This is a genomic window from Paraflavitalea soli (genome assembly GCF_003555545.1).
Lineage (GTDB): Bacteria > Bacteroidota > Bacteroidia > Chitinophagales > Chitinophagaceae > Paraflavitalea > Paraflavitalea soli.
In genome coordinates this window covers 6,527,369-6,551,594 of the sequence record NZ_CP032157.1, presented here as the reverse complement: position 1 = coordinate 6,551,594, position 24,226 = coordinate 6,527,369, and the positions used below count along the sequence as shown (strand labels likewise).

Sequence of the window (24,226 nt, the reverse complement as noted above, 5' to 3'; positions counted from 1 at the left end):
ACTCATGGTGATTGATTCGCATGTGCACTTTTGGAAATATGACAAGGTACGGGATGCCTGGATCACTGACAATATGAAGATCCTGCAGCAGGATTACCTGCCGGAGCATTTGGCGCCCACGCTCAAAAGAAATGGTGTTGATGGCGTGGTGGCGGTACAGGCCAGTCAGGAGGAAGTTGAAACACGGTTCCTGGCGGAGCTGGCCAAAACACACCCGGAAATTAAAGGGGTAGTTGGCTGGATCGACCTGCAGGCTGATAATATTGCGGAACGCCTGGAGCATTTTACACAATACACCAGCATCCGTGGATACCGGCATGTAGTACAGGGGGAACCGGATGATTTCTTATTGCGCTCCAACTTTCAACGTGGTGTACAGGCGCTGAAGCCTTACAACTATACCTATGACGTATTGATCTATGCTCACCAGTTGAAACCAGCTATTGAGTTTGTATCGAAATTCCCGGATCAGAAACTGATCATCGACCATTGCGCCAAACCGGATATCAAACACAAAAAGATCGACGAATGGAAGGTGCTCATGAAAGAGATCGCACAAAACCCGCAGGTGAGCTGTAAGCTCTCGGGCCTGTTTACAGAAGCAGCCTGGAAAACCTGGAGTGCTGCGGAGTTCTATCCTTACCTGGACGTGGTGTTTGAAGCATTTGGTACGGACAGGTTGTTGTATGGCAGCGATTGGCCGGTGATCCTGGTGAGTGGTATTTATGTGCAATGGAAAAGCCTGCTGGAGAAATATATGGAAAACTATACGCCGGAAGACAGGGAGAAAGTGTTTGGTCTCAATGCGGTGGCTTTCTATTCGTTGTGAATAGTCAATAGGTAATCGCTCGCTTCGATTGGCAGTTTCTCAACAGCTGCCAGCGCGTTTAGTCCGTTTGTTGGTCGCCCAGATTTTTCTGGGATTTATTGCATAATTTCCTATATTGTGTATGGTACACACTAACGAATGCTTTGAGAAAACTCGCTGCCATACTGCTATTGGGAATTCTATTCTTCAACTGGTTCGGCTATCGCCTCCTGGCCGATCTTTTACAACAACAAGCTGATATCGAACTCGAAGCACGCCTTGATCAAAATGATTACGACGAGTCGCAATTGATTGAGATGCGGGTAACGCTCAACCTGCCCTATCAAACGAACTGGACTGATTATGAACGGGTGGACGGCGAGATAGAGATCGAAGGCATTCACTACAAATATGTAAAGCGCAAAGTACAGGACGGGCAACTGGTATTACTCTGTGTACCGAATGAAGCCAAGATGCGTTTGCAAACGGCCCGGGATGATTTCTTCAAACTGGTCAATGACCTGCAACATCCCTCACAGAATAAGAAATCAGACAACAGTCAATCTTACTCTTTCAATATCTTCTCTGCAGAATACTGGTCCCAAAAAAATGACTGGCATTTCGCTGCACTCCTGGATCAGCCACTCCACTACCGGAACACGCCTGCATCGCTGGCAACAGGTTGTTTTACCCCTACACCCGGACAACCCCCGGAATGCTAAATCACTATCCACTAAAGGGAGCCGTATGACCGGTTCTCAACGACTTTCCAACAATTGATGTTTCATTTTCCATGCCCAGGGTTTCATCGTTTGGTCATGTGCCGCACGCTGAAAGCTGGTCAGTCACCTATATCTGTTTCTTTCATGCGCAAGACCTTCCTCGCCATCATCATATTGTGTATTACAGTATCCTGCAACCGTGCCAAAGATTATCAACAAGTGATACATGATCCTGTTCTGTACAGCCACCTTACGGGGCAACTGACGGAAATAATGACCTTCAACATCTTTACACCACCGGTGGCCAGCCGGGTTTACGCCTATTCGCACCTGGCGGCCTATGAAGTGATGGCGAAGGGCGACAGTAATTATGCCTCTCTCGATGGCCAATTGAAGGGCTTTACAAACATCCCCCATCCGGAAACGGGTAAACAGATTGACTATCCCTATGCTTCTATGATCGCCATGATGGAAGTGGGCAAAACGCTTACTTTTTCGAATGCTACCATGGACAGTATTGTGAACGCGCTGAAAGAATTGGCCATCGAACACGGCATGCCGGATTCGATGGAATCACAATCCAAAGCATACGGTCTTAGTGTAGCCAAGGCTGTGCTGGCCTGGAGCAAGAAAGACAACTATGCGCAAACACGATCCGCTGCTAAATACACGGTACCAGAAGAAGAAGGCAAATGGATACCTACACCACCAGCTTATATCCAGGCTGTGGAACCACATTGGCGCACGATCCGTTCGATCGTGATGGACAGCGCCAACCAATTTGCCCCGCCACCGCCGGCTACCTTCAGCAAAGATTCCAGCAGTGAGTTCTTTCGTTGGGCCAAACAGGTGTATGATACGGTAAACAATCTTACGGATGAGCAAAAAGCCATCGCCAGTTTCTGGGACTGTAATGGTTTCAAAGTAAATATTGTGGGGCATGCCATGTTTGCCACCAAGGCCATGACTCCGGGGGGGCACTGGATGGGTATCATTGGCATTATCTGTAAAGACAAAAAGGTCGATCTCTCCAAAACCATTCATACGTATACCACGGTGGCGTTTGCTTTGATGGATGCATTCATATCCTGCTGGGATGCTAAATATACCTGGGCCTTGATACGCCCTGAATCGGTGATCAATCAATACATTGATCCCAACTGGAAGCCCTTTTTGCAAACACCGCCTTTCCCGGAATACACCAGCGGGCATTCTGAAATTTCCAGTGCGGCTGCCACGGTATTGGAACACCTATATGGTACGGAAGTATCATTCAGGGATTCCACGGAGCGCGGCTGGGGCTGGCCCGACCGACCATTTAGATCAGTGCGCGAGGCAGCGGATGAAGCCGGTATCAGCCGGTTCTATGGAGGCATTCATTACAGTCGTTCGATTGCCGTAGCCAAAGAGCAGGGCATACGTCTGGGTAATTATGTTATGACCAAACTGCAAACCGATAAGCAACGAACCAAACTCGCTGCTCAATAAACCATCAATAAACAACTACTGCATATGAAAAAGTTACTTGCTATATGTGTCCTTATTTTGTTCCTATCAGCTGGCCGTGCTTATACGCAAGGCTGCGTTGCCATTCGTAGCACCGGCGCGGTATGCACCAAACCAGATGCTGCAACTGGTGGACAAAAAGGCTGGCAGCTGAATACTTCTTACCGTTATTTCAGGTCATTCCGCCACTTTGTAGGAACAGAGGAGCAAAAGGAAAGGCTGGAAAAAAATACTGAAGTGATCAACTGGCAACACACGCTCGACCTGGCGCTGGTTCGTCATTTCAACAGGCAGTGGTCACTGGCGATTGACCTTCCCATTCTGGCCAATACACGCTCTTCCTTGTATGAGCATGGTGGCAATACGGCTAAAAATGCCCGCCACAAAACGCATTCTTTTGGCATTGGCGATATCCGCATTTCAGGTTACTATTGGCTTCTTGATCCAGTTAAATCACCCAATGCCAATATACAGATAGGACTGGGGATCAAGCTGCCGACAGGGGATTATAAATATGAGGACTTCTTCGTTAAGAATGATACGACAAAGATATTGGGGCCTGTAGACCAATCGATCCAATTGGGCGACGGGGGCACAGGTTTCACTACTGAAATAAATGCTTATTACAATTTCTCCAAACTGATCGGTGTATATGGCAGTTTTTATTATCTCTTCAATCCAAGGGAACAGAATGGGGTATCCACTGGCCGTGGCAGCCCGGTAGCCGCTACTGCCATTACTTATGGCAGTAGTGTGATGAGTGTGCCGGACCAATACATGGTCAGGGCGGGTGCGAATGTATCGGTCGACCGGTTCACAGCCTCTGCGGGCATACGAATGGAATGTGTGCCTGCGCAGGACCTGATTGGTGGCAGCAGTGGTTTCAGAAGACCAGGCTATGTGATCTCTGCCGAACCTGGGATAGTATACCGGTTTAAGCAAGTGAGCGCCTTTGCCACCGTGCCAGTGGCGCTAAAACGCGACCGTACGCAAAGTTATGCTGATAAACAAAGGACGAATATCACGGGGATCTATGCACAGGGTGATGCTGCCTTTGCAGATTACTCGATCAATCTTGGTCTTTCGTTCAGGCTGTAACTGAGGCAGCCTTTTATTTCTAACTGTTTAACCCATATTATGATCTGCCTTAACTACTGCAAACGCCTTTTAATAGCTGCAATCTGCCTGGCATTGATACAGGTGCCCGCCGCAGCGCAAACAGATATTGACGGTATTATGATGACCAAAAACAATTTCTGTAGCGGACTGATGTACAGCTATAGCAATTGGACTAACTACTGGGAAGGAAAACTAAAACGCGAGAACCTAAACCTGGGCCGGGTAACCACCCAAATGATCGGCGTAATGGGCAATTATGGTATAACCAACAAACTCAATGTACTATTTAGCCTGCCCTACGTGACTACCAAAGCATCTGCCGGCACCCTGCATGGCATGGAAGGAGTGCAGGACCTGAGTTTGTACGTAAAATGGATGCCCATAGAAATGAAGATGGGCAATGGTGATTTCACGGCCTATGCCATTGGCGGGTACTCTTTACCGGTTACCAATTATGCAGCCGATTACCTTCCTTTGTCTATTGGCCTGCGCAGCCGGAATATTTACCTGCGTGCCATGGCCGATTACCAGCTGGGACGTTTTTTTGTGACGGGTTCGGGCACTTACGTACAACGCAGTAATATCACCATCGATCGCACTGCCTACTATACCACGGAAATGCACCTGACCAATAAGGTAGACATGCCCGATGCTGCTTCTTTTAATTTCCGCGCCGGCTACCGGTTTGGTGGCATTATCGCGGAAGCTGTATTGGACAACTGGACTACGCTGGGCGGATTTGACATTACGCGCAACAATATGCCCTTCCCCAGCAATGAGATGAATGCCACGAGGCTGGGGGTGAATTTTAAATATGAGATCCCTGCTGTGCAAGGGCTTTCAGTGATCGGCGGAGGAAATTATACCATTGCCGGCAGGAATATGGGACAGGCCACCACTGCAAACGGTGGCATATTCTATATCCTCAATTTTAATGGTAAAAAATCAGCCACCAAACCTTCATCTTCAAAAACTAATTGACATGAAAAAACTGTTGTTTTTTCTCACGATATTAATAGCAGTGGCTGTGGCCATTCCGCTTTCCTGCTCCAAGGATGTAAAAGGAAGAACGGACGATACAGCACCCTTACAACCAGCCAAAACGGATCTTGATGGCGGCACCTGGAAACCGGTGTTGCTGACCGGTCCGACGGAATTCGCCGTACCGGCGCCCGCTGCTACCAATACACCCGATTATATTGCGCAGATCAATGAGATCAAGACCTGGCAGGCGGATCTTACGAATGATGAAAAGGCGATTGTTAAATACTGGAGTGCCGGCGCCATTCTTCGCTGGAATGAAATATTGCGTGAACTGGTAGCTAAACACAACCTGCCACCTTATCAAAATGAGGATGGCACTTATCCTGCTCCCAATGCCAATAATCCGTTGGCTTATCCTCAATTCCCTTTTTCCAACCCGCCTTATGCGGCCCGCGCTTATGCTTATGTAAGTGCCGCGCAGTACGATGCGCTGGTAGCGGCCTGGCATTATAAAAAATTGTACAACCGCCCGGCACCTTATAAAGTAGATGCAACGATCAATGTATTGATACCACAAACGGACCTGCCTTCCTATCCTTCGGAAGATGCGGTAGTAGTGGGAGCTGCAGTTGAAATGCTGAAACTGTTGTTTCCCGGCGACCAGGATTATATCCAACAAAAAGCAGAAGAGCATAAGCGTGCGCGGATCATTGCAGGCGCCAATGTGCGCAGTGATATAGAAGCCGGTGAGGCATTGGGAAAAGCAGTTGCTCAGAAGTTTGTGACACGCGCCAGGAGCGACAGGGCAGGAGCAGCCATCGGTAACCAGGCCCAATGGACACAACTGGAAACAGATTGTATTGCCCGGGGTGAAAAACCCTGGTATAGCCTGGAAGCACCCAAACGCCCACCCATGTTGCCTATCTTTGGGAAAGTAAAGCCTTTTCTGTTCGACTCACTCACGGCTGTATCCTTAAGACCCGGTCCACCACCCCTGACAGGTAGTGATAAGATGAAGCAGGAAACCAACGAGATCTACGATTATGTCAACAACCCAACGCGTGAACGGCTGCGCATTGTTCATTTCTGGGCAGATGGGGCTGGTACCTATACACCTGCCGGCCATTGGGATGCAATTGCCGCCGAGGATTTTATTACAAAAAACTATAGTGAGCTGCGCTGGGCGCGCAACATGGCACTCCTGAATATGTCGCTGATGGATGCATCGATTGTATGCTGGGATACAAAGTATTTTTATTTCAACCCACGGCCTACACAATTGGACCCGCGGATCAAAACGCTCACTGGTATTCCTAATTTTCCAGCCTATATATCAGGCCACTCTACGTTCAGTGGGGCAGCCGCAGCTATTCTATCACATATCGTTCCTGAGAAAGCTGCCGCCTACAATGCCATGGCCTCTGAAGCCTCTCTCTCCCGCATGTATGGCGGTATCCATTACCGGGCCGATTGTGAAGTGGGCCTGCAGGTAGGAAAGAATATTGGAGGTTATGCGGTAGAACGCGCCAAAATTGATGGCGCCGGTAATTAAATTTTAGTTTTTAGTCTATAGTAGTTATAAATGGCACCACCCCCGTTTTTACGGGGGTGCATTTTTATGTGGCAGATATTATGCTTAATTTAGAAGTATCCAAACCGGTCGGCGTATGAAAAGAACGATATGGCTTATTTCGTTAGTGGGGTATCTATTGTCTGCGGCGGCCCAGTTGCCCGCCACTCCCGATAAGATCTATGGCGATCTGTTTCACCAGGTACAGATGAGCAAAATATTTCCGGATGGAAAGACCTTTGTGGATTGCATTCCCAAACGCAGCCCCAAAGATATCATGTATGATTATGGTTTGCGCAAAGGTCCGCAAATGGACCTTAAGAAATTTGTAGAGGAGAATTTTGACCTACCGCATACACCTCAGCTTAATTATATTACCCGCGAGAAAGATGTGGTGATGCATATCAAAAACCTGTGGGGCGTGTTGCGCCGGGAACCGGATATCACGCCGGCATCACCTGCGGTGGGCAGTGCAGCCAGAGAAGGTAGCTCACTTTTACCATTGCCCTATCCTTATATAGTGCCCGGCGGCCGGTTTCGGGAGATCTATTACTGGGATTCCTATTTTACCATGCTGGGGTTGAAAGAAAGCGGCGAACATGTGATGATCGAAAATATGGTGAAGAACTTTGCCTACCTCATCAACACCTATGGGCATATCCCCAATGGCAACAGAACCTATTACCTCAGCCGCTCCCAACCGCCGTTCTTTGCCCTGATGGTGGAACTGCTGGCCGAAATAAAAGGCGACTCTACTTATGCCACCTACCTGCCTGAACTGGAAAAGGAATACAATTACTGGATGGAAGGCGCTGCCAAGCTTACCGCGGGGCAATCGGTGAAACGGGTAGTAAAACTAAAAGACGGTACAGTTATGAACCGTTATTGGGATGATAATCCGGCGCCCAGGCAGGAAAGCTACCGCGAGGATATAGAGACAGCCGAAAGATCCAAACGCAATAAAACAGAGATGTACCAACACCTGCGTGCAGGGGCGGAGAGTGGCATTGATTTCAGCAGCCGCTGGTTTGCCGATGTCAAACGCCTGGTGACGATTCAAACTACGCATTATATTCCCGTTGACCTCAATGCGCTTTTGTACAAACTGGAAATCGTGATCGCCAAAGGATTTATGGTCAATCACAACGACAGCACATCAGCGCTATTCCGAAAAAGGGCAGACAAAAGAATATTGGCTATTGACAAATATTGCTGGAGCAAGACGATCAACTTTTATACAGATTATAACTACCGCATAGGTAAGCAATCTACTATAGTATCACCGGCAGGAATGTATCCATTCTGTCTTTTTAACAGGAAACTGGATTATATGAGCCTGCTGGCCCGCCGGGCAGGGGAGGTGATCAAAGAAAAACTACTGCGGGATGGCGGCATTCAAACTACGGCCAATGCCACGGGGGAACAATGGGATGCGCCGAATGGCTGGGCACCCTTGCAGTGGATGACCATCTGGGGCCTCGACCGATGCGGCCAACGGGAACTGGCCAGGGATATTGCCGACCGGTGGATAAAACTCAATGTGGATGTATTTCAACGCACGGGCAAACTGATGGAAAAGTACAATGTAGCGGATACAAAGCTGGAAGCGGGTGGCGGGGAATATGCGGGGCAGGATGGCTTTGGCTGGACGAACGGGGTATTGCTGAAACTGATCAGTAAATATGGTTTGCCTAAAGAAGCAAATTGATAACGTCTTTACCACCGTTCAACCGAATGGTCTTGCTATAGCAAACTTTAAACAGTATGTTGCTACTTAAAAAGGCAAGATGAAGGCACTTGTAGTATTCATAGGCTTTGTACTCACCGGCATGGGCACTATAGCGCAGGACCCTACCTCTTTCCCGGGAGGCTTTGTAGGCCACTGGCAGGGAATGATCAACTGGTATACGGAAGGGGCCGCTAAACCTAAGCTCATCAATATGGAACTGCACATTCAACCCTCCAAAGACAGTGCAGGTCACTATACCTGGAATATTATTTACGGCAAAGCCACGGAAGATAACCGGCCATACCTGCTTAAACCAGTGGATACGGCCAAAGGGCATTGGGTGATCGATGAAGTGAATGGCATTGTATTGGATCAATACTGGATGGGCGCCAAATTCTCCGGCGCTTTTACAGTAGGCGGCACGACGATCCTAAATAGTTATTGGCTGGAAGAAGGGCTGCTTATGGTAGAGTTTTATTCTTACCCGGCAAAGCCTGTGGCTACTACCGGACAGGGCACAGAAGATTCACCTAAAGTAGATAGTTACCATATCCGCTCCTACCAGAAGGCTGTGCTTCGCCGGAAATAAGGCAAATTCAAATACCTTCGCACAAATTTTTACCATGAGCCGTTGGATAATCTGCTGCCTGCTGCCGATCGTTATTTTTTCCTGTTCGCCCAATAATGTTACGGTAGACAATAACCTGAAGAAGTTTTTTGATGAGAATAAAGTGACGGGCACTTTCGGTTTGTTTGACAACGGCCTGGGCCATTTCACGGTATATAATTTACCCCGGTTTTCAGACAGCACTTATTTACCCGCCTCTACTTTCAAGATCGTCAATTCACTGATTGGCCTGGAAACAGGCGCAGCGTTGGACAGCAGCACGGTGATTGCCTGGGATGGCAAGGACCGGGGTCGTACGGAATGCAACCGGGATATGAGCATGCAGGATGCTTTTCGGATTTCCTGCCCGCCATGGTACCAGGAACTGGCACGCCGCATTGGCAAACCGGCCATGCAAAAATGGTTGGATACCCTGGGTTATGCCCGCCGCTATGGCAAGTTTATCATTGGCAATAACCTTGATACTTTCTGGCTCGACAATTCGGCGAAAGTAACCGCGGATGAAGAGCTGGGTATTGTGAAGAAACTCTATTTTGATCAGTTGCCTTTTCAAAAGCGTTCCCAACGTATTGTACGGGATATGATGCTGTGGGAAAAAGATGCCAATTATACCCTGAGCTATAAAACCGGTTGGGGATTTACAGAAAAGGGTCATGCACTTGGCTGGATAGTAGGCTGGATAGAGGAAAATAACCACCCTTATTTCTTTGCCTTGCAGCTAGAGTCGCCCGACCACAACTATGATATGAAGTCCGCCCGTATTAAAATATTGAAAGATATATTGAAGCTGTACGGGTTTATGGAAGGGAAGAAGTAAATACCACTGTGGTAATTTGAGAATGTGAGAATTACCTCAACCGTTAAATACCTGATAATTAGCTGATATACCTCTATTTATGTGGCGAAAAATGGTTATTTTTCTAACTTGGTTTGATTATTGAGTTTATATGCGGGAAGACTTATCCCGGGCTTCCATTTTTCAAATTATCAAATTAGCTAATTATCAAATTGGACTTCCGTTTTCAACATATAGAATACCTCATCGGACTGGCAGCTATCCCGCTGGTCATTGCCCTGTTTTGGTGGGTGCTTCGATGGAAGAAAAAAACAACCCAAAAGATCGGTGATGAAAAACTGGTACAGCAACTGACCAGCAGTTATTCTCCTAAAAACTTCTTGTTTAAATTTCTGTTCCTGGCAGTCGCCCTGGCAGCCATTATTGCCGGTGCGGCCAACCTGCAAAAACCAGGTGCTATGGAACAGGTGCAACGCAAAGGAGTGGACATTGTGATCGCTATGGATGTGAGTAAGAGCATGCTGGCCGATGATATCAAACCCAACCGGCTTGAAAGGGCCCGGCAGATGGTGTACAAACTCATGGACCAATTGCCCGACGATCGCATTGCCCTGGTATTGTTTGCCGGCAGGGCTTATATGCAAATGCCACTAACTACCGACCATAGTGCTGCCCGTATGTTTGTACAGCAGGCTGGTCCGGATGTAGTGCCTGCCCAGGGAACAGTACTCACAGAAGCCTTGCGCATGAGCAATACGGCCTTCAACAGTAAAGAAAGAAAGTTTAAATCCATAATACTTATTAGCGATGGAGAAGATCATGATCCCGGTGCAGTGCCATTAGCACAGCAGCTGGCGCAGGATGGGGTGATGATCAATGCCGTGGGCGTTGGCTCACCAGAAGGATCGCCCATCCTCGATCCGGTGACCAATGACTATAAGAAAGACCAGGCCGGCAATACCGTGATCTCGAAATTGAATGAACCAGAGTTGCAGCAACTGGCTGCCGCTACCAAAGGTGTATACATCAGGCTGGCCGATACGGAAGCTGCCGTAGACGCTATGAAAAAGCAGTTGGGCACCATCGAGCAAACCTCTTTGGACGACAGTGCCTTTAAGAATTTCAAACATTATTTTCCCTGGTTCCTGGGCGGCGCATTGCTGCTGCTGGTATTGGAATTCTTTTATCCTGAACGCAAGCGTACAATCCTATGAAAAAGCACTTACTCATATTAGCATGTTTGGGAGCGGTTGCTTTTTCAGTACAGGCACAGACTGAAAATAAGACCATCCGCACGGCCAATAAACTATACAAAGAAGGCAAATATGACAAGGCTTTGCCTGAATACGAAAAGGCTGTAGCACAAAACCCTAATAATCCGGTTACCCATTATAACCTGGGCAATGCCCAATTCCGCAAGGAAGACTTTCCCGGATCGGAAAAGAACTTTGAAGATGCGGCCACCACAGCCACTACCAATGAACTCAAACAAAGATCGTTGTACAATAAAGGGGTGTCTTTATCCAAACAAAAGAAGCTGCAGGAAAGCATTGATGCCTATAAAAAGTCCCTTCGGTTAAATCCGCAGGACGAGGATACGCGGTACAACCTGGAAAAGGCGCTGGCGGAGCTGAAAAAGCAGAATGAGGCGAAAGACAAGAAGGACCAGGAACAGAAGGATCAAAAGGACCAGAAGAAGCAGCAAAAGCAACAACCTAAGCCGCAGCCCAAACAAAATCTGGACAAGAAAAAGATAGAGCAATTCCTCAAATCGCTGGAACAGAAGGAACAGGAAGTACAGCGTAAAATGCAGCAAAACAAAACCCGCGCTGCCAGTCAGCAGGAGAAGGACTGGTAAGGAAAACAGCTTCGAGCCACGAGCTGTGAGCTACGAGCAATACAAACAGTACCAATCAAGTCTTTTATTGTGAATTATTGAAATACGCGTTGATTATCAATGTATAACTTTGCTTTTGCCAACAACCTGCTGAAGGTTTTGGCTCGTAGCTCGTAGCTCAAAGCTCGCAGCTAATAGCTACCTTTGCACCTCAATTATACATTAACATGCAGCTTTACTGCGAATCTCTGACAGAATACAAACGCCTCCCTACCCGTGAAGTAAAGATCGGCCATTTGCTGCTGGGCAATTTTAATCCCATCCGTGTACAAACGATGACTACTACGGATACCATGGATACCATTGCCACCGTGGAACAATCCATCCGTTGTATTGAGGCCGGATCGGAACTGGTACGGATCACTGCCCCCAGTAAAAAAGAAGCGGAAAACCTGCTCGTTATAAAAAACGAACTGAACAAAAGAGGTTATCATACGCCACTGGTGGCGGATATTCACTTTACCCCCAATGCCGCCGAGATCGCTGCCCGCATTGTAGAAAAGGTGCGTGTGAATCCCGGCAACTATGTAGACAAGAAAAAGTTTGAGCAGATCGATTATACGGATTCGGAATATGCAGAGGAAATAGACCGCATCCGCGAAAGATTCACCCCCCTGGTAAAGATCTGTAAGGAATACGGTACCGCCATGCGTATTGGCACCAACCACGGCTCCCTCAGCGACCGCATCATGAGCCGCTATGGTGATACACCCACGGGCATGGTTGAAAGCGCTATGGAATTCCTGCGCATTGCACGCGATGAGCAATACCACCAGATCATCCTGAGTATGAAGGCCAGCAATCCCCAGGTAATGGTGCAAGCCTACCGCTTGCTGGTACAAAGCATGATGACTGAATTTCAGGAGTGTTATCCGCTGCACCTGGGCGTTACAGAAGCCGGCGACGGGGAAGATGGACGTATCAAATCGGCTATTGGCATCGGTACGTTGCTGGAAGATGGCATAGGCGACACGATTCGCGTATCCCTCACGGAAGATCCTGAGTTTGAAATACCGGTTTGTAAAGACCTGCTCAAGAGATATGAAAGTCGGTCCCGACATGAGTCGGAAGCAGTCGGCGATCGGCAGTCAGGCGTTCCGCCAATAGAGAAAATCACGTATAATCCTTTTCAATACCAGCGCAGGGAAACTTTCGCAGTAGATAATATTGGTGGCAAGCAGGTACCGGTGGTTATTGCCGACCTGAGCAAACTGGAAGCCATCACGCCTGAAACGCTGCAAAGTGTGGGCTATGGTTATGATGAGGCTACCGACAAATGGAATATCAGCGATGCAGCCGCTGATTATATTTTCACCGGCAACAAACTCGTTCCTTTTGCTTTACCCGGTACGCTGAAAGTAATTACCTACCCGGCCACCTGGGCCACGGCTACGGATAAAGCCAAATACCTGCCCATCTTTAGCGACAGTGGTTTTGCCAGCGCTCCGCTTAAAAGCGATCACCTCAACTTTGTAATGGTAGATTGTTTCAATGATGAAACACCCATCAACGATTATACTTTCCTCGATGCATTGGCCAATGATCCTACGGTGGTCATCTGCCTCAGCAGTACGAACCAAAATGCCATGCAATCCGTGCGCCGCATGATGGTGGAACTGCAAAGCCGGAAGATCAAGAACCCTGTAGTATTGATCACAGACAGCAACTGGCAAACACCCGACGAACACCTGATCCACTTTGCTACAGAAACCGGCGCCTTATTGCTGGAAGGATTGGGAGATGGTATTTGCCTGGGTTATGGTGGCAAGGCACAGATGGAAAACATCCAGGTTACGGGAAGGACTTATCTACCGATCAAAGACATTTACCAGTTTACCAATAATACGGCCTTTTCCATTTTACAGGCTACGCGTACAAGGATATCCAAAACAGAATATATCTCCTGCCCTTCCTGTGGCCGTACTTTATTTGACCTGCAGGAAACCACGGCTAAGATCCGCTCGGTTACCAATCACCTCAAGGGCGTGAAGATCGCCATCATGGGATGCATTGTGAACGGCCCGGGTGAAATGGCGGATGCCGACTTTGGTTATGTAGGCAGTGGTCCCGGTAAGATCACCCTCTACAAAGGAAAAGAAGTGGTGAAGCGGAATGTAGACAGTAATATTGCGGTAGAGGAACTGGTAAACCTGTTGAAAGACAATGAAGCCTGGGTGGAACCGGGGAGCATAACACAAAACTAATTTCATTGAACCGCATCGACCGACTGCACGCCATCCTTACGCACCTGCAAAGCAAGAAGCGGGTTACGGCCCAGGAAATTGCCGACCGCTTCAACATGAGCCTGCGCACGGTATACCGCGACATCAAGGCTTTGGACGAAAGCGGGGTACCGGTTATTGGTGAAGCCGGCAGCGGCTATACCATTATGGAAGGCTATCGCCTGCCCCCGGTCATGTTCACCCAGGAAGAAGCCGCTGCTTTATTGCTCGGAGGTAAACTGGCCGCACATATGACGGACGCTTCAGTGAAGAAACATTTTGAAACAGCGCTCTTCAAGATCAAAGCTGTTTTGCGTACTACCGATAAAGAGCAGATGGACATGCTGAGTGATCATATCGAGGTCATTCGCTCCCGGATACCCGAAGAAGAAGCTCCCAGCCAGCACCTCAGCGCCCTGCAAAAAGCCATTGCCGACAAACGCTCCATCTTTATCTTATACCATTCCAATTATAATGAAGAGGTAAGTGAAAGGGTCATTGAGCCCATTGGCCTTTGCCATTACGGCGCCAACTGGCACCTCATTGGCTGGTGCCGCCTGCGCAATGGTTACCGCGATTTCAGGGTAAGCCGTATTAAAAGGTTGCAGCTAAAAGATGAACAGTTCGACCTCTCCGTACACCCCTCCTTACAGGATTATATCAAAACGATGGCCAGCAGCCATGCGCTCCATGAAGTGGTGTTACGCTTTGATAAAGACGTCGTTAAATACATGCAGAACCAGAAATACTGGTATGGATTTGTACGGGAAGAAGAGGAGAAAGACTTCATCCGCATGTATTTTGTGACCGGCTCCCTGGAAGGCCTGGCCCGCTGGCTGCTCATGTTTACCAATGCTGTAAGAGTTGAGTTTCCCGACACACTCCATACCATGATGAAGGCATACTGCGCAGAAATGAAGGACCATTATCAATAAGGTGAGTCGTCCCGCAATACTACGGGACCGGGCGGCTGTGGCAGCGCCGCAGGGCGGCCCACCTTACTACTTTTAAATAATTCTCCCCCTACTGACATAGGGTTGTCACAACCCAGTAGTTGCTTTGTGTTAAATAAATCAAAGCATCATGTATGTTAAAACACATCCCCCGGTAACGGTGCTCTACAGTCAGCACCAGACCACCCTCCCTCAATTGAGCCAATATATTGGTACGGTGGTGAAAGACCTGTGTGCTGAAGCCGTACACCACAATGCCCTGATCAGCGGCGCTCCCCTCTGGATATACCATGGCATGGATGGAAAACCCGACACTGTTTTCACCCTCACCATTGCCATCCCCATACAGGGTCAATTTCAGCCTTCCCGTTTCGCTATCAAACAGTTACCAGCTTTCAGGGCTGTTACCCATACCCACGAAGGCGCCTGGGACACCCTTGCTGAAACCTACCAGGAAGTGATGCACCATATCGACGCCCATAAAATACCCATGACGGAAGAATGCAGGGAAGTGTACCTCAATATCGATTTTCAGCAACAACAATACAATGTGACCCAGGTACAAATGGGCGTTATTTAAAACATTAGATTTTATGCAAGGAAGCAGATTTACAGGATTCGGTCTGGCCGTCCTTATGCTAATGACAGGCACTCAGTGCAAGCAAAGCAACCCGGCTCCGGCCACGGCGCCCTCACCGGCAATAACTACTAAAAAAGGAAATATGAAACTAAACGCAGGCATTATTACCGCCAAACTGGCCGAAAGCAAGGAATTTTATCAGCGCGTTCTTCACTTTGGGATCACTTTTGAAAACGACTTTTATGTGTTGCTGCATACACCCGGTCAGCAAACTTCCTTTGCCCTCCTGTTGCCCAACCACCCTTCCCAACAACCTATATTCCAGCCTGCTTTTGAAGGAAAAGGTATGTTCCTGACCATTGAAGTAGAAGATGTCGACGCGGAGTATAAGCGCATCAGGGACCTGGGGGTCAACATTACAGTGCCCATCCGCGATGAGCCCTGGGGAGATCGTCACTTTGCCTTCTACGATCCCAATGGAGTAGGCATTGATATCGTGAAATATTCAGCACCTCAATAAGCTGCTGTAGTAAATACAGTCTAAAGTATAGCCATTAAAAAAGGAGCGTGATCGCTCCTTTTTTAATATCTTCTGTCTTCAACCTTCTGTATTCTGTCTCCTGTATTCTGTATTCTCCTATATCGCTTTCGCACCATCCTCGATCTGCGTTACGTACACATGCGGCACTACTTTGAACAACTGGTTGAAGGACTGCTGTATCTTATTGGTAAAATTCTCTACCGCTTCTTTCCTTACGATATTGATGGTACAGCCTCCAAAGCCGCCACCCATCATACGTGACCCGGCAACACCTTCAATAAAACCGGCCCGCTCGGCCAGGAAGTCAAGCTCAGTACAGCTCACGCTGTATTGCTTGCTCAGGCCCTGATGGGTTGCATTCATCATTTGACCAAAAACGGTCAGGTCACCTTTTTGCAGGGCCTCGCAACCTTTCATCAGTCGCTCTTTTTCACTCACCACATACCAGCAACGGTCATATACAATGGGAGATAATTCATGCTGGTGCAGGCCCAATACTTCCAGACTTACATCACGCAGGGAATTGATACCGGGATAATGCTTTTTCAGGATGGCTACCCCTTCTTCACATTGCTGCCTGCGCACATTGTATTCAGAACCAGCCAGTGAATGACTTACCATACTATTTACCAGCACGATATTATGATCCGGGAAGTCAAAAGGGATGTATTCATACTCCAGGCTGCGGCAGTCCAGCTTCATCACATGTCCCTTTTTACCATGCAAGCTGGCAAACTGGTCCATGATGCCGCACATCACACCTACAAAAGTGTGTTCTGTTTTCTGGCCAATAAAGGCCAGGTCCATCCGGCTAAAGCCCAGCCCAAATATTTCATTCAGGGCAAATCCATAAGCAGAAGTAAGAGCAGCAGAAGAACTCATACCTGCGCCCACCGGCACATCACCATCAATGATCACATCTACACCCCGTAGGGTTTTGCCTCGGTCCTGGATATGAAAGGTAACACCCAGCAGGTAATTCATCCACCCATCAACCGGTTGGATGCCTTGCAGCGGAAAAGAGTAGGTTTCATTAAACTGGCTGGCATAGACATTTACCGTATCGGAATTGTTTTCCGCCATGGCTACATACATCTTTTTATCAACTGCTCCGGGTAACACAAAGCCTTCATTATAATCCGTATGCTCTCCTATCAGGTTTACACGTCCGGGAGCGGCAATGATCAACGGATGCTTATTGTATTTTTCCTGGAATTGCCGGCGTAATTGGTCTGCAATCATAACTACAAAAAAATTAATTTTAATCCCCTATTAACTGATGTATGAGTTTTACTATTGACAGGTACAAGACAAACGACTTATCGTTATTGCGGCTGCAAGATAATGCAACGGGAGCAATGGTAGCTATTTTACCTGCTTATGGCACCCTGCTGCATGCCTTTGAAATTCCCCTGGCGGGACAAAGATTCAACGTCATTGACAACTATGCCAGTAAGGAGGAAGCTGAACAGGAAATTACCTCTTCTTACAAGAGCGCCCGGCTTTCGCCCTTTGTATGCCGGATTGACGGCGGCAAATACCGGTTTGAGGACCACGAATTTGAATTCGGCCGGAAGTTCATGGATGGTACCGCTATACACGGCCTGTTGGCCAACAGGCCTTTCAACCTCCTGCAGCAGTTTGCCGACGACCAGTCGGCCTCCGCCTCCTTCCGTTATCATTATCAGCGCGAAGATGCCGGTTACCCCTTTGATTATATTTGCGAGGTGCGTTATACCCTACATCCCAACAGGGTATTGCAGGTACAAACGTCCTTATTGAACCTGGAAGATGGCAGCATTCCCATTGCCGATGGCTGGCATCCCTATTTTACCCTGGGCGGCAGCATAAATGATTATGAGCTACAATTTGCCTCACATACCATGCTGGAATTCAATGAACACCTCATCCCAACCGGCCAACTCCTGGAAGAAGTCTCCTTTTGGCACCCCGCGCAGCTGAAGGACCGGCAACTGGACAATTGTTTCCTGCTGGAAGTGCAGGAAGGAGCGCCCTGCTGCCAGCTGCGCAATCCTAAAAATGGGCTGGTACTGTCAATCTACACCAATGCACATTATCCTTACCTGCAAATCTATACGCCCGACCACCGTAAGAGCATCGCCATTGAGAACCTGAGCGGTGCGCCGGATTGTTTTAACAATGGTATGGGGCTCACTTTGCTGGCGCCCCGTCATACTGCCACATTTAACGTATGGTACCAATTGAGTGTGGAATAAAACGAGTACTTTGCCGCCAAATATGGTGCGTATGAAGTTCCTGAGATATACCCTTGTCCTGGTAATGCTGGGCTTTCTGGCTAGCTGCTACGAAGTAAATGAAGAGATCGTGATCAATGCAGATGGCTCCGGCACCTACCTGACCAAAATGGATATGGGACAGTTGCTTGAAATGATGCAATCCTTTGCAGGAGAGGAAGAACTCACCAAAGAAGGGCTCGACAAAGCCATCGATACCACCATCCGGATGAAGGATATGCTGGACGGCGCCAAAGATGTTACCCCCGAGCAAAAAGCCCTGATGGCCAATGGCACCATGAAAATGCAGATGAACATTAAGGAAAAGCTGTTTAAGATGGACCTTAACTTCCCTTATGCAGGTTACGACAACCTGCAGAGACTCATGGCAGGGGAAGGCAACAGTGGCGCAGGACTCACCAGTGTATTCAAAGAATTTTTCGGGGGTAATAAACCAGCCGTAGATACCACCCAGATCATAGATGAAGCAAAAGAACCCGATATGCAGGATATTGCCAGCATATACGATGTGACTGTGAAGAATGGCTTCATCAGTAAAAAGACCAATCAGGCAAAATACAAGGCACTCCTGGCCCGCCCGGAAATGGAGCAGGTGAAAAAGATGAGTACCTCCGGCATGGAAATACCCTATACCACCACCATTAAGCTGCCCCGCCCGGTTAAGAAATCAGATAATGACCTGCTCAAATTGTCTGATGACAGGAAAACGGTGACCATAAAGTACAACCTGCTGGACTTACTGGAAAGCCCCGATAAATTTGCCTATACCCTGGAATATTAGAAGGTAAAACGGGAGCTGTGAAAAGTGAAACGGCACCCGTTTCATACCTCAGGCTTTTCGCTTCCCACGTCCCCTCTTTTCCATAATTTTGGCGATTCTAACCGCACTATATGCAAACAGACTTTTTAGTAATAGGCTCTGGTATTGCCGGTCTAACCTTTGCCCTTAAGGCTGCCCAGCAATTCCCCAACAAAAAGGTATTGGTGATCACCAAAGCGCAGACCGATGAAACCAATACCAAGTATGCCCAGGGAGGTATTGCCGGGGTAACAGATTTTGAAAAAGACAGTTTCGATAAACATATTGAGGATACCCTGATCGCAGGTGACGGCCTTTGTAACAAGGCGGTAGTAGAAATTGTGGTAAAAGAAGGAGTGGACCGCATCCGCGATATCATTGACTGGGGCGCCCGGTTTGACAAGGAAGCAGACGGTGATTTTAAGCTGGGCAAGGAAGGCGGCCATAGCGAGTTCCGTATCCTGCACCACAAAGATGTGACTGGCCGGGAAATGGAACGGGCCCTGCTCGATGCCCTGGCCGCCTACAAGAATATCGAAGTGATCAAGCATTGCTTTGTGGTAGACCTCATCACCCAGCACCACCTGGGCTACCTGGTCACCAAAGCCACACCCGACATTGAATGTTATGGCGTATATGTGCTGAACCGCGAGACCAACCAGATCGAAAAAGTACTGGCCAATATTACTTTGCTGGCTACCGGCGGAAACGGACAGGTATACCGCTCCACTACCAATCCTTATATTGCTACAGGCGATGGAGTTGCCATGGTATACCGGGCCAAAGGCCGCATCGAGAACATGGAATTCATCCAGTTTCACCCCACCGCCCTCTACGAGCCGGGTGTACGCGGACAATCATTCCTCATCACAGAAGCCGTACGCGGCGATGGTGGCATTTTGCGCAACAAGAATGGCGAAGCATTCATGGAACGGTACGACGAGCGGAAAGACCTGGCACCCCGGGATATAGTAGCCCGGGCCATTGATAGCGAAATGAAGATCACCGGTACAGAACATGTATTCCTCGATGTACGACATATATCCCTCGAAAAGTTCACCGAGCATTTCCCCAATATTTACGAGAAATGCAAATCCCTGGGTATTGATGTTACTAGGGACCTGATACCCGTGGCGCCGGCAGCACACTATAGCTGCGGTGGCATCAAAACAGACGAATGGGGCCGCACTTCCATTAAGAACCTGTATGCCGCCGGCGAATGCGCCAGTACCGGCCTGCATGGCGCCAACCGCCTTGCCAGCAATTCCTTACTGGAAGCCATGGTTTTCTCCCACCGCAGTTTCATGGATGCCACACAAAAGATACAGACCCAAACGCTCACCTCCACCAACGGAGTTCCGATTCCCATTGGGAAAGCTTTGATCCCCGATTGGAATGCCACCGGCACTACCCAACCCAAGGAAATGATCCTCATCACCCAAAGTCTGAAAGAAGTGCAGCAGGTGATGAGCGATTATGTAGGTATAGTACGCACCAATACACGTTTGGAACGCGCCATGAAAAGACTGGACCTCCTTTGGGCGGAAACAGAATCCTTGTACCAGACCACGACTTTATCGCCCCAGCTTTGCGAATTGCGCAATATGATCACCGTCAGCTACCTGATAGTTAAAGGCGCCAACTTTCGTAAAGAAAGCCGTGGCCTGCATTTCAATACAGATTATCCATCTAAAAACCCACTGGTACAAAATATTGTGCTGTAAATACGTTATACAAGCATGAACACCATCAAGCAGGGCATGATCTTCGCCGCAGGGCTGGGCACCCGGTTCAAACCCTGGACCGACAAGCACCCCAAAGCCCTGGCCGTGGTGAATGGCAAAAGTCTCTTACAACGGAATATTGAATATTTACAGCAATATAGCATCTACGACGTAGTGGTCAATGTGCACCATTTTGCCGATCAGATCATGCATGCCATTCAGCAGCACGATGGCTGGGGCAGCCAGGTAAGGATCAGCGATGAAACAGACGTGGTACTGGAAACCGGTGGCGGCCTAAAAAAAGCAGCCCCTCTTTTCAACGACGCGCCGGTGGCGATCATCAATGTAGATATTCTGACCGACCTCGATCTCGGGGCCATGATCCGCTTTCACGAGCTGGAAGCCCCCCTGGCCACACTGGCGATCACCAACCGGGTTTCTTCCCGTTATTTTTTGTTTGATGAAGCCAATGCCCTTTGCGGATGGCGCAATGTGAAGACCGGCGAAGAAAAGATAAGCCGTACCGTTGCCCCCCTCATCCAAAAGGCTTTTAGTGGTGTTCATATAGTGAGCCCTGCTCTCTTTCCATTGATCACCCAGGAAGGAAAATTCTCGATGGTCGATGTATACCTGCACTTGGCCAAACAACATACCATCAAAGGATTTGACCATAGCTATTCTAAATTTATAGATGTAGGGAAAACCGAAGCAGTAGCCATCGCAGAGGGTATGTTTCCCTAGCTATCTTTTTTTGTGATAGGCCCTGCAAACATTATTTTTACTTTCTATACCATAACAACCACATGCAATTCACGATAGAATCGATCAAAGACCTATATGCCTCCTGGAGCGGCCAGCCCTGCGACCAGGTGGAAGTGTTGCCGCAATCGGGTTCCGACAGACGGTACTTCAGGGTGTATGCAGCCGGCAAAACCTTCATTGCCACTTATGGCAACAATATTCCCGAAAACGACACCTTTATTTATTTCTCCCGGCACTTCAAAGAAAAGAACCTCCCGGTACCCGAAGTACTGGCTATCAGTGAAGACAAGACCGTTTACCTGCAGGAAGACTTTGGCGACATTTCTTTATTAAATCGATTGGAAAGCGAAGGACTTTGCGACACAGTATATGAGCTTTTCCGCGACAGCCTGCACCAACTGGCCCTGCTGCAGGTAAAGGGACATGAAGGGCTTGACTATACACGCTGTCTTACCAACCAGGAATTTGGCAAGCAGGCCATCATGGCCGACCTGCTCTACTTCAAATATTATTTTCTCGATGCCTTGCGCAAGCCCTATGACAAACAAAAGCTGATCGACGATTTTGAAGCATTGAGTACCTACCTCACTTTTACCGAATACAAATATTTTATGTTCCGCGACTTCCAGAGTCGCAACATCCTGGTAAGGCCTGATAGTTCCGTACACTTTATCGACTACCAGGGAGGCATGCGGGGCGCTCCTCAATACGACGCAGCCAGCATGATCTGGCAGGCGCGCGCCAACTTGCCCGACGACTGGAAGACCAACCTGCTGAATGATTACATGGATTCTTTTGAATCGATTATTGGTCAGCCTTTGGATAAAGGAATTTTCAAAAGCCAGTACAATGGGTATGTGCTCATACGCCTGTTGCAGGTATTGGGCGCCTATGGCTTCCGCGGATTGTTTGAGCGCAAAGCCCAGTTCCTCACCAGCATTCCCCAGGCCCTGCACAACCTGAAATGGTTTATTGACAACCAAAGCTTAGGTATCGCCGTTCCGGAATTTAAAAAAGTACTGGAGATATGTGTGGGGGATGATATTATTGAACGCTTTACTCCCCTCACAGCCACCGATGAAACCCCGCTGGTAGTACATGTGAGCAGCTTCTCTTACAAAAAAGGAGGTATCCCGGTTGATGAAAGCGACAATGGCGGCGGGTTTGTATTTGACTGCCGCGGTATCCTGAACCCTGGCCGCATAGAAGAATATAAAAAACAAACCGGGCGCGATAAACCCGTTAAAGACTTCCTGGAACAACAAACCCGGATGCCTGAATACCTCAACAGTGTATTTGACATTGTAGACATTGCGGTAGAAGATTATATACGCCGGGATTTCAAAAGCCTGATGATCAATTTTGGATGCACCGGCGGCCAACACCGCAGCGTGTATGCAGCTGATGCCCTGGCCCGTCACCTGCGCAATAAATTCAAAGTAAAGATCCAGCTGAAGCACCATGTACAGGATGAAAAGAACTGGATCAATACGTGAATCGTCAATCGTGAAACGTGAGTCGTTTCACGCCAACTATTTCCCCCCTGACCTGTTATAACCGGTATTACATATTGTGTATTAAACCATGTACTACCTCGTTTACATTCCGTTTTACCTGTTGTCCCTGCTACCCTTGCAGGTACTGTACCTGCTATCGGACTTCCTGGCGGCCATGACCTGGTATGTATTCGGCTACCGGAAAAAAGTAGTACTGGACAATTTACGCATAGCCTTTCCAGAGAAGTCGGAAAAGGAACGTAAGACCATTGCCAAAAGGTTTTACCGCAACTTTGTAGACAACTTCATTGAAACCTTAAAGTTGTTATCGGCCGGAAAAAAATTCATCACCAAACGCTTTGTGCTGGATAGCGATCCTTTCACCGCTTTATACCAGTCCGGTCGCAAATGCCAGTTGCACCTGGGGCATAATTTCAATTGGGAAATTGCCAATGCCGTGATGCCCTTTTATACCTCCTATTCTTTCATGGTGGTGTATATGCCCCTTAAGAATAAGGCCATGGAACGGCTGTTCCAGCATTTGCGTACCAGGACCGGATCGGTGATGCTACCCGCTACCAACATGCGCAACGCCATTGTTCCTTACCGCCACACCCAATACATGCTGGCCCTGGTAGCCGACCAGGCCCCGGGCGATGTGAACAAAGCCTATTGGCTCAACTTTTTTGGCCGTCCTACTCCCTTTGTTAAAGGACCCGAAAGCGGGGCCAGAGTAGGGAACATACCGGTTGTATTTGTACAGATATATAAAGTAAAACGGGGTTATTACCGCGCTTACCTGGAAGTAGGCGCCGAAAACCCACACGAGTTGCCCGAAGGCGAACTTACCCGCCGCTACATCAGCTTTCTTGAAAAAGCCATCCGCCAGCATCCCGACATGTGGCTCTGGAGCCATAGAAGATGGAAACACCCCTGGAATGCCTCCTATAGCAAACTCTGGATAGGTCAGGACCAGCCACCATCCTAAAGCACCGCCTGGAATTCCTAACGACATTACACCTATATAGCCAAGGGTGAAAAGCTGGTGGCCTCACCGTGTTTACCACTATTTGATCAGGTGTTTAAAGGCCGGAGAAACAGTGTTTTATCCGCT

General features: G+C 48.3%; 22 protein-coding genes. 21 read left to right on the top strand and 1 reads right to left on the bottom strand.

All coding sequences use genetic code 11. From position 1 onward, the window contains the following. Positions 1-4: 4 nt before the first annotated feature. The 15 genes from D3H65_RS25085 (at position 5) to D3H65_RS25015 (ending at position 16,034) form a co-directional block, all read left to right on the top strand. Complete coding sequence (locus tag D3H65_RS25085) at positions 5-829, top strand: amidohydrolase family protein (protein WP_119052935.1); 825 nt, start codon at positions 5-7, stop codon at positions 827-829. A 143-nt stretch (positions 830-972) separates the two neighbouring features. Next, the gene (locus D3H65_RS25080; RefSeq protein WP_119052934.1) at positions 973-1,530 is read left to right on the top strand and encodes a hypothetical protein; all 558 of its coding nucleotides are present in this window, start codon (positions 973-975) and stop codon (positions 1,528-1,530) included. Positions 1,531-1,674: 144 nt separating this feature from the next. Beyond that, the gene (locus D3H65_RS25075) at positions 1,675-3,018 is read left to right on the top strand and encodes a vanadium-dependent haloperoxidase (RefSeq protein WP_119052933.1); all 1,344 of its coding nucleotides are present in this window, start codon (positions 1,675-1,677) and stop codon (positions 3,016-3,018) included. Between the two features lie 24 nt (positions 3,019-3,042). Next, positions 3,043-4,134 (top strand): transporter, encoded by a 1,092-nt coding sequence (locus D3H65_RS25070; RefSeq protein ID WP_119052932.1) that lies wholly within the window; start codon positions 3,043-3,045, stop codon positions 4,132-4,134. Between the two features lie 39 nt (positions 4,135-4,173). Then, positions 4,174-5,136: a hypothetical protein gene (locus D3H65_RS25065; protein ID WP_119052931.1), complete on the top strand. Its 963-nt coding sequence runs from the start codon at positions 4,174-4,176 to the stop codon at positions 5,134-5,136. Between the two features lies 1 nt (position 5,137). Beyond that, positions 5,138-6,691, top strand: a complete 1,554-nt coding sequence (locus D3H65_RS25060; protein WP_119052930.1) for a phosphatase PAP2 family protein — start codon at positions 5,138-5,140, stop codon at positions 6,689-6,691. A 115-nt stretch (positions 6,692-6,806) separates the two neighbouring features. Then, the gene (treF, locus tag D3H65_RS25055; protein WP_119052929.1) at positions 6,807-8,417 is read left to right on the top strand and encodes an alpha,alpha-trehalase TreF; all 1,611 of its coding nucleotides are present in this window, start codon (positions 6,807-6,809) and stop codon (positions 8,415-8,417) included. 79 nt (positions 8,418-8,496) lie between these two features. Then, positions 8,497-9,027, top strand: coding sequence for a hypothetical protein (locus D3H65_RS25050; RefSeq protein ID WP_119052928.1), 531 nt, complete (start codon positions 8,497-8,499; stop codon positions 9,025-9,027). A gap of 34 nt (positions 9,028-9,061) precedes the next feature. Continuing rightward, a complete protein-coding gene (locus D3H65_RS25045; RefSeq protein ID WP_119052927.1) occupies positions 9,062-9,883 on the top strand; it encodes a class D beta-lactamase in 822 nt (273 codons plus the stop codon). Between the two features lie 191 nt (positions 9,884-10,074). Continuing rightward, positions 10,075-11,076, top strand: coding sequence for a VWA domain-containing protein (locus D3H65_RS25040; RefSeq protein WP_119052926.1), 1,002 nt, complete (start codon positions 10,075-10,077; stop codon positions 11,074-11,076). Continuing rightward, on the top strand, positions 11,073-11,720 hold the full coding sequence (locus D3H65_RS25035) for a tetratricopeptide repeat protein (protein ID WP_119052925.1): 648 nt from the start codon (positions 11,073-11,075) through the stop codon (positions 11,718-11,720). Before D3H65_RS25040 ends, D3H65_RS25035 begins: the two co-directional genes overlap by 4 nt. A gap of 206 nt (positions 11,721-11,926) precedes the next feature. Further along, a complete protein-coding gene (gene ispG / locus D3H65_RS25030; RefSeq protein ID WP_119052924.1) occupies positions 11,927-13,963 on the top strand; it encodes a (E)-4-hydroxy-3-methylbut-2-enyl-diphosphate synthase in 2,037 nt (678 codons plus the stop codon). 5 nt (positions 13,964-13,968) lie between these two features. Then, a complete protein-coding gene (locus D3H65_RS25025; RefSeq protein ID WP_119052923.1) occupies positions 13,969-14,916 on the top strand; it encodes a helix-turn-helix transcriptional regulator in 948 nt (315 codons plus the stop codon). 148 nt (positions 14,917-15,064) lie between these two features. After that, positions 15,065-15,514: a GyrI-like domain-containing protein gene (locus D3H65_RS25020; RefSeq protein WP_119052922.1), complete on the top strand. Its 450-nt coding sequence runs from the start codon at positions 15,065-15,067 to the stop codon at positions 15,512-15,514. Between the two features lie 142 nt (positions 15,515-15,656). Continuing rightward, positions 15,657-16,034 (top strand): VOC family protein, encoded by a 378-nt coding sequence (locus D3H65_RS25015; protein ID WP_119054654.1) that lies wholly within the window; start codon positions 15,657-15,659, stop codon positions 16,032-16,034. A gap of 117 nt (positions 16,035-16,151) precedes the next feature. On the opposite strand, the gene galK is transcribed toward D3H65_RS25015, so the two are convergent. Continuing rightward, the gene (gene galK, locus D3H65_RS25010) at positions 16,152-17,297 is read right to left on the bottom strand and encodes a galactokinase (RefSeq protein WP_245999584.1); all 1,146 of its coding nucleotides are present in this window, start codon (positions 17,295-17,297) and stop codon (positions 16,152-16,154) included. Between the two features lie 41 nt (positions 17,298-17,338). On the opposite strand from galK, the gene D3H65_RS25005 reads away from it, so the two are divergent. From D3H65_RS25005 to D3H65_RS24980, 6 genes are all read left to right on the top strand, one after another. Then, the gene (locus D3H65_RS25005; protein WP_119052921.1) at positions 17,339-18,292 is read left to right on the top strand and encodes an aldose 1-epimerase; all 954 of its coding nucleotides are present in this window, start codon (positions 17,339-17,341) and stop codon (positions 18,290-18,292) included. Between the two features lie 31 nt (positions 18,293-18,323). Further along, positions 18,324-19,112 carry a hypothetical protein gene (locus tag D3H65_RS25000; RefSeq protein ID WP_162915808.1) on the top strand — a complete coding sequence of 263 codons (789 nt, stop codon included), beginning with the start codon at positions 18,324-18,326 and terminating at the stop codon, positions 19,110-19,112. A 110-nt stretch (positions 19,113-19,222) separates the two neighbouring features. After that, the gene (gene nadB, locus D3H65_RS24995; RefSeq protein WP_119052919.1) at positions 19,223-20,854 is read left to right on the top strand and encodes an L-aspartate oxidase; all 1,632 of its coding nucleotides are present in this window, start codon (positions 19,223-19,225) and stop codon (positions 20,852-20,854) included. Positions 20,855-20,869: 15 nt separating this feature from the next. Then, positions 20,870-21,595 carry a nucleotidyltransferase family protein gene (locus D3H65_RS24990; protein ID WP_119052918.1) on the top strand — a complete coding sequence of 242 codons (726 nt, stop codon included), beginning with the start codon at positions 20,870-20,872 and terminating at the stop codon, positions 21,593-21,595. A 62-nt stretch (positions 21,596-21,657) separates the two neighbouring features. Next, positions 21,658-23,112, top strand: coding sequence for a RapZ C-terminal domain-containing protein (locus tag D3H65_RS24985; protein ID WP_119052917.1), 1,455 nt, complete (start codon positions 21,658-21,660; stop codon positions 23,110-23,112). Between the two features lie 88 nt (positions 23,113-23,200). Next, positions 23,201-24,100 (top strand): lysophospholipid acyltransferase family protein, encoded by a 900-nt coding sequence (locus D3H65_RS24980; protein WP_119052916.1) that lies wholly within the window; start codon positions 23,201-23,203, stop codon positions 24,098-24,100. The last annotated feature ends 126 nt before the right edge of the window (positions 24,101-24,226 follow it).